Origin of the sequence: Clostridium fessum (assembly GCF_027698965.1) — a bacterium.
In the GTDB taxonomy this organism is placed as follows: Bacteria; Bacillota; Clostridia; order Lachnospirales; family Lachnospiraceae; genus Otoolea; species Otoolea fessa.
Window position 1 is genome coordinate 190,791 of sequence record NZ_JAQEQF010000007.1, and the last position, 7,460, is coordinate 198,250.

A 7,460-nucleotide genomic window follows, 5' to 3' on the forward strand; every position below is an offset into this window, starting at 1 on the left:
ATCCCAAGGTCAAAAATTCTCCTGCAAGCAAGCTTGCGTCGAACTTCTGACCTTTTGACCCTGGTATCATATCAAATTACTTTATAAGTATAACATAGAAAAATGTAAAATACCTAACGGAAATATTACAATTTTAACAAGCCCTCGGAAACAATTTTTCGATAATAATTTTTAGCATACCGGTACATCACGATCGTGTAATCGCCAAATTCGCGTCCCTCCATACTCTTGAAGACCGCCCAGAGCGCCCACAGGAAACCGCCCAGCGCCGCATAGGCATACGTGACAAAACGTTCCTCGTCCGATGGGGCATGCTGAAGATATTCTTCCAGAAGATGGTCGAGCTCTTCTTGTGAATAATATGAATAAATACTGCACATCGCAATATCAATGAGCGGATCGCACATGCCCGCATACTCCCAGTCGATCAGACGTAGGGAGCCGTCCGGCAGAAACAGGAAATTGTCTGCAACCGAGTCAATGTGGGAGAGGCAGCATGGACGTTCCAGCGTATCCAGGCGATCCATCAGTTCATTCATCCGGGCACGGACCGCCGGGTAGTCCTCGAACAGCATTTCCTCATGTCCGCGGCAGATCCTCTCATAAAAATCAATCCGTTCCCGGATGCGGAATGTGTGCGGAACCGTCACGCCGGAATGATGCAGCTTCCGCAGCATCTCCATACAGGCTGCCATCTCATCCGGGTTCTTTGCATCCGCATTCCGAGCGCCCTCATAATACTGGGCGATCTTGTAGCCGTTTTTTCCGTCAAAATACAAAATATGTTCGGTAATGCCAAGCGGTGTGACCGCCTTGTAAACAGCCTCCTCCTCTTTCCGGTTAATCAGAAATTCTGTTCCCGGACCCGGAATGCGGCAGATATAATGTTTTCCATCCAGTTCAAACAGGAACGACTGGTTTGTCATGCCGGATTTGAGACAGCGGATGTTGTGTATCGCTTCCTCTTTTACATTGAAAACGCGTGCGACCAGCTGCATGGCGGCATTGTCCGAATGATTCTGATATTTCGGATCAAACAGGCGCAGTTCTTCCAGGTTTTCAAACTCATAGACCTGATCCGCCGGCTGGCAGTTCATCGAAAAATCCAGTTCTTTGATATGATCGACGACAACCTGTTCCCAGTACCATTGTTCTGTGCCAGGCTGATGATAGGCTTCCTCAATGAGCGGAATCAGCTGGTTGGAAAAATCACGCGAGAGGAACGCAGGTCCATACATGACCCAGGAATCATGCCCACCGACCTGCACCGATGTGATGCGCCCCTTTTTATTAGAAGAAAGACACCACTCAGACGTTTCACCGTCCATGTAAACGGAAGAGTACCACGCGCCGCACTCATACTTATGGTACATATTATTTCGAATCCAGTTGTCCGAGACAAGCAGATACATATTGCGGCCGCGGAACAGCTCGCGGGCATGGTAGATCGTAGCCAGATTATTTTTGGTGGCGTACTCCGGGTTATAGAGGAGTTTGACCTGATATTTGTCGATCAGATATTCAAACTTTTCCTTTAAATAACCGACGATAATTGTGATATCCGTGATCCCCGCTTCATGGAGCTGCTTGATCTGGCGCTCAATCATCCGCTCGCCAAACACTTCCAGAAGCCCCTTCGGTGTCTCAAACGTCAGCGGCACAAACCGGGAGCCAAACCCGGCGGCGGTAATGACGGCGCCATCCACTTTAAATTGTTCCAGATACTTAAGCCCCTGTTCGGTCAGCAGATATTTCCCCGTATCCATATCCGTCATGAGAAATGCCTTCTCCAGGCAGTCCCCAAGCAATTTATTCACAGTCCCCAGGGAAAGATTCAAAATCGAAGCAAGCTCCCGCTGGGTTACATCCGGATTCTCATAGAAACTCCGGCAGATCAGTCCATAGCGATCCATATAAAACCTCCTGAATTATTAAATTCTTTTATTTTTCTCTTATATATTCACGTATTTCGTCATCATTATAGATGGATAAGAGTGAAAATAGGTTCTAGCTGTTGTGTGTTCAAAAAATAAAATTAAAAGTGATATATGAACATTATAGCATAAACACAGAGAAAGTAAACGGAAAAAGCAATGCTGCGGGGGGAGAATAAAGACTGTTACTGGGCACGTATGCGTGAATAGTGACGAAAGGCTTGATAAGGTGGTCTGTGGGAAATAAGAAACGTAAAAAATACTGGAAATACAGGCATTTTAGCGGTTAAAACAGGATTGTACAAATATAAATACAATTACGAAACTATAAAGAATTTTCGTAAAAAATCCGTAAGAAAATGCACAGATAAATGTTATGGTATTTTGGAAAAACGTGTATTATAATGTGGATGTATCGGAGAAAGGCAGTACTTCACAGGGAAGAGAAACATAGGAAATACAGACAATATTCCACTTCAAAATAAAAAGTTGGAAATTCTGTAAAAAAACTATTGATAATTTTCCATATCCGAAGTATAATGACCTAGTAATGCAGTTAGGATTTCGAGAAAAATATTTCAAAAAGTAAAAAGGAGAGTGCATTAATTATGAGAAAGCAGACTAAATTAGTTGCAGTACTTTCTGCAGCAGCTTTACTCGCTATGGGTGCTTCCATGACTTCTTTCGCAGCTGGTTGGCAGAAAGATGACGCTGGTGTTTGGCACTACTATGATAGCGATGACAATCAGGTAACTGACGAGTGGAAAAAAGATGGTGGTAAGTGGTTCTACCTCAACGAAGATGGCGATATGGAAACAGACGCTTGGGTAGACGATGACTACTATGTAGGCGAAGATGGTGCTATGCTGGTTAACCAGTGGGTCAAAGTAGCTGATGATGATGACAGCAGCGATCCGGATGATGATGGCGAGAACTGGTACTACTTCAACAATAAAGGTAAGAAAGTAACCGATGATAAGAAGAAGATCAACGGTAAAACCTACTACTTCAACACCGACGGTGAGATGAGATACGGTTGGTTCGAAGATAACGGTGACTGGTACTATCTGGGAACTGAGGATGAAGGCTGGAGAACAGATGCTAAGTGGCTGTGGTTAGAAGAGCCGAATGAGGATGACGAGGATAACGATTCCATGCCGTCTCATGATGATGATTGCTCCCTGTGTGATAGCGAAGGCTGGTACTACTTCCAGAACGACGGTAAAGCATACAGAGACAACAGCAAGAAAAAGAAAATCAATGGTAAATACTACTACTTCAACGAGCATGGTCAGATGCTGTACGAGTGGATCAATACTAAGGAGTACACAGCTACTGGTTCCTCCACAGAATTTATTCTGGATGGTAACAGAGCAGGCGCTTCCGCAAGCGATATGATCTACGCTAACGAAGTTGAAGATGGCTCCAGATCAGCAGGCTGGTACGAGATCGACGGTGCTGAGGATCTTGGCAACGACAACGATACCGACTGGTACTTCTTCAAGAAGGGCGAAGCTAAGAAGGCAGGCGCTGAGGATGCTCAGACTGACTCTACAGGTGCAACCCAGTACAGAAAGAAAATCAAAATCAATGGTAAGTACTTCTGCTTCGATCAGGATGGTAAGATGCAGACAGGTCTGCAGAGAATTGCAAACCATACCTACTATTTCGATGACAATGGCTATATGAAGACCGGTAAGACAACTGCTGATGATGACAATGATGATACATTCACATTCTACTTCAGCACAAAGAACAACGATACTGGTAAGGGCTATGACGGAATCAAAGATGGTTATCTGTACGCAGATGGTCAGAGACTTGAGGCTGATGATGACTACGCTGTATACAAATACAACAATCTTCTGTATGTAGTTAACAAGACTGGTAAGATCCAGAAATCTACTTCTAAGAAGTACGAACTGGATGGCGGCGAAGGTTATGTAACTGTAACCAAGAGCGGTACTGTTAACAAGTACTTTGTTGATGATGAGAAGAATACAAATGCAACAACACTTCCGACTGATGTAATCAGAACTGGTGGTTTTGATGTAGATGGTCAGAGCACAACTGATGGTTTCGTTTGGGAGCCGTAATTGAGCTGAACTTGAAGAATTGAGCTGATAGCTTGATATAAAGAGGACTCCGACATCTCAGAGAAATCTGGGATGCCGGAGTCCTTTTTGCATAGAAACAATGTTACCATATTTAGTCAGAAAAAGAGCTGCCACATATGAATGCGACAGCTCTCCTTTAATTTAGAGAGATTAAGAAATTCTAATCGGTTGAAATTAAGAATCACTTAAAGTAATACTTAATTATCTCCATCCCTCAGCATAATCACTACCTGTATAGGTATAAACATCATTGCTATCGTACAGATCGATGAACGGAACTGCTACTTTATTATCATTTGCGTTTTCATAAGACTTAGCATCGAAACCAGTTGCATTGATGTCTGTTGCAAGATCTGTTAATAAATCTTCGCTTCTAGTTGCTGCTGCATTGCCAACCTGAACAGAAGATACGATACCTTTCTTGTTAGTTGTTACATGTACATCTTTTCCAACGTATGCGCCGTTTTCGATATCATCATATTTCTTGCTGTTGGTAGCTTTCTGAATCTTACCCTTTGTATTTACAAGGTAGATACTTCCATCTACTACATAGAACTTATAATCATCATCTGCTTCCAGTCTCTTACCGTTGAAGTACAGAGTACCATCTTTTTCACCGGTATAACCGATACCGTTCTTACCGTTCTTGGTTGTGAAGTAGAAGGTGTAATCATCATCTTCGCACTCTACGCTGGAAACTTTACCAGTCTTCTGGTAGCCATTCTCATCGAAGTAGAAGAAGCCATGATCTTTAACGATGTACTGAAGACCATCCTGCATCTGACCTTTTTTATTGAATGCGAAATACTTGTTACCACTTACTTTAACTTTCTTTCTCATTACATAAACTTCACTACCGCCATCAGTCGTACCTGCATCATCAGCATCTGTTGCATGATACATTTCGCCATCATCGATGTAGTACCAGTCTGTATCGCTGTCTGTCTTCATAGCCTCGGAACCATCGATCTGATACCAGCCATCAGCTCTCCAGCCTTCTTCATTTACATTGTAGTACAGCATCTCACCAGCAGTTGCTACAGAGCCATCAGCACGTTTTGCATCAAGCTGCGCGTTGGAACCAACAGAAACTTTCTTATTGTCAATCCACTCATACAGCATCTGACCATGCTCATTGAACATGTAGAACTTACCGTTGATTTTCTTCTTTGTTTTATCTTTGTACATTTTACCAGAGGACTGGAACCAGTACCAACCTTCGTCATCACACGGATCAGAAGAGGTATCGTCACACAGACCTTTTTTCTGTCCGTCATCCAGGTCTTCATCGCTTAAGTTACCGGATCTCTCCAGCCACAGCCACTGGGACTCTGTTCTAGCACCGTCATTCTCATCGCCATAGTAGTACATGTCGCCGGTGTTATTATCCTGCTGCCAGCCAAACTCCATCTTACCATCGCTATCGAATAAGTAAGTTTTACCATTAATCTTCTTGGTATCGTTTACAACTTTTTTACCTTTGTTGTTGAAGTAGAACCAACGCTCGCCATCCTCATCCGGTTCATCCTGATCTTCGTCAGATACAGTGTATTTCCAAGCGTTTGTCAGCATAGCACCGGACTCATCTACATAGTAGTCATCATCTACCCAAGCATCTGTCAGCATATCGCCGTCTTCGTCAAGGTAGAACCACTTACCGCCGTCCTTCTTCCATTCGCCTGTTACCATCTCATCGTCGCTGTCATAGTAGTGCCAAACACCAGCGTCATCTTTCTGCCAACCAGCTGCGAAAGAAGTCATGGAAGCACCCATAGCGAGTAAAGCTGCTGCAGAAAGTACTGCAACTAATTTAGTCTGCTTTCTCATAATTAATGCACTCTCCTTTTTACTTTTTGAAATATTTTTCTCGAAATCCTAACTGCATTACTAGGTCATTATACTTCGGATATGGAAAAGTATCGGGCGGTGGGAAAAATGTCGTTTCTTTTCTTTCTTTCGCGTCTTGACTTTTCTTTCTTTCTTTCTTAAAATAAGAGAAAGAAAGGAGGAATCTCATGCTATCGTTTGAAAATCAGGAAGTTGAGTTTAAACAAGAATATGTAGCTGACATTCGAAAAGAAGTGATTGCGTTTGCCAATGCTTCTGGAGGTACCATTTTGATTGGAGTTCGAAAAGATGGAATGGTTATTGGAGTGAATGATCCAGATTCAGTTATGTTGCAGGTCGCGGGTTCGTTAAAAGATGCGATTGCTCCAGATATCATGCCATTTGTGAATATAAAAACGGTTGAAATAGAGGAAAAAACGGTAATAGAAATTAATGTTGCGACTGGAACAAATCGCCCTTATTATATCCGAGAAAAAGGATTGAAACCGAGCGGTGTTTATGTCCGAAAAGGAAGCTCTTCACAGCCAATGACGGATGAAGGCATCCGTGAAATGATTATTCAAAACGGTATCCGTTCTTATGAATCCTGCCGGAGCATGAATCAGGCATTGACATTTGAGGTGTTTTCTGCTGAAATGTCCAAACGGAATATACCATTGGGTTCGTCTCAGATGATGACTCTGAAAATGATTGGTGAAGATAATTTATATACAAATCTTGCATTACTATTATCCGATCAGTGTGAAGTAACGACAAAGGTTGCCATTTTCCAGGGAACTGACAAAGCAATTTTCCGCGATCGGAAAGAATTTTCTGGTTCAATTATCAAGCAGCTAGATGACGTTTTTCAGTTTATTGACCTAAACAATAAAACGAAAGCAAGTTTCTCAGGCTTAGAGAGAATTGACAAGAGAGATTATCCAGAAGAGGCGGTCAGAGAATCATTATTAAATAGTATTGTTCACAGGGACTATTCTTTTAGTGGCAGCAATCTGATTAATATTTATGATGACCGGATGGAATTTGTTTCTTTGGGCGGTCTGGTTTCAGGATTGGAATTAGATTCTATTTTTTTAGGCGTATCACAACCAAGAAATCCGAATCTGGCGGCTATCTTTTATCGAATGATGTTGATAGAAAGTTATGGAACTGGCATTGGCAAAATTCAACGCGCATATAAAGATTTTTCCAAACAGCCTGTGTTCGAAACAGCCAAAGGAGTATTTCGTGTTACACTTCCAAATCGAAATGAAATGCTTAATCACACAAATCTGCCCAAAAAACGGATTGTAGCTGTATACAGACAGCCTTCTTCATTAACAGAAGAGCAGCTTATTCTGGAATATGTAAATAAAAACAAGAAAATAACTCGAAAAGAAGCGGAAGCAATATTAAATTCCGGTACAACTAAAGCATTTAAATTATTGAAAGAGCTTTGTACTTCAGGAGAATTACAAGCAATCAGATCTGGAAAAAATACGTATTATACGTCTGTTTAGGCTGAAATTTTTCAAATCAGTTTGAAAAACGGCACACCGCATTCTCGTTACTTTAGCCTGCA

4 protein-coding genes are annotated in these 7,460 nt (G+C 42.2%); 2 read left to right on the forward strand and 2 right to left on the reverse strand.

The window, feature by feature from the left end; genetic code table 11:
- Nucleotides 1-125 precede the first annotated feature (125 nt).
- Nucleotides 126-1,913 carry a phosphotransferase gene (locus PG862_RS10645; protein WP_270707356.1) on the reverse strand — a complete coding sequence of 596 codons (1,788 nt, stop codon included), beginning with the start codon at nucleotides 1,911-1,913 and terminating at the stop codon, nucleotides 126-128.
- A 683-nt stretch (nucleotides 1,914-2,596) separates the two neighbouring features.
- On the opposite strand from PG862_RS10645, the gene PG862_RS10650 reads away from it, so the two are divergent.
- Nucleotides 2,597-4,030: a glucan-binding protein gene (locus tag PG862_RS10650; protein ID WP_333563208.1), complete on the forward strand. Its 1,434-nt coding sequence runs from the start codon at nucleotides 2,597-2,599 to the stop codon at nucleotides 4,028-4,030.
- Nucleotides 4,031-4,252: 222 nt separating this feature from the next.
- Here PG862_RS10650 and PG862_RS10655 read toward each other — a convergent pair whose 3' ends face one another.
- Entirely contained in the window at nucleotides 4,253-5,824 is a 1,572-nt protein-coding gene (locus tag PG862_RS10655) for a glucan-binding protein (RefSeq protein ID WP_333563207.1), read from the reverse strand.
- A 242-nt stretch (nucleotides 5,825-6,066) separates the two neighbouring features.
- Between PG862_RS10655 and PG862_RS10660 the strand changes: the two genes are divergently transcribed.
- On the forward strand, nucleotides 6,067-7,398 hold the full coding sequence (locus PG862_RS10660; RefSeq protein ID WP_270707357.1) for an RNA-binding domain-containing protein: 1,332 nt from the start codon (nucleotides 6,067-6,069) through the stop codon (nucleotides 7,396-7,398).
- Nucleotides 7,399-7,460 lie beyond the last annotated feature (62 nt).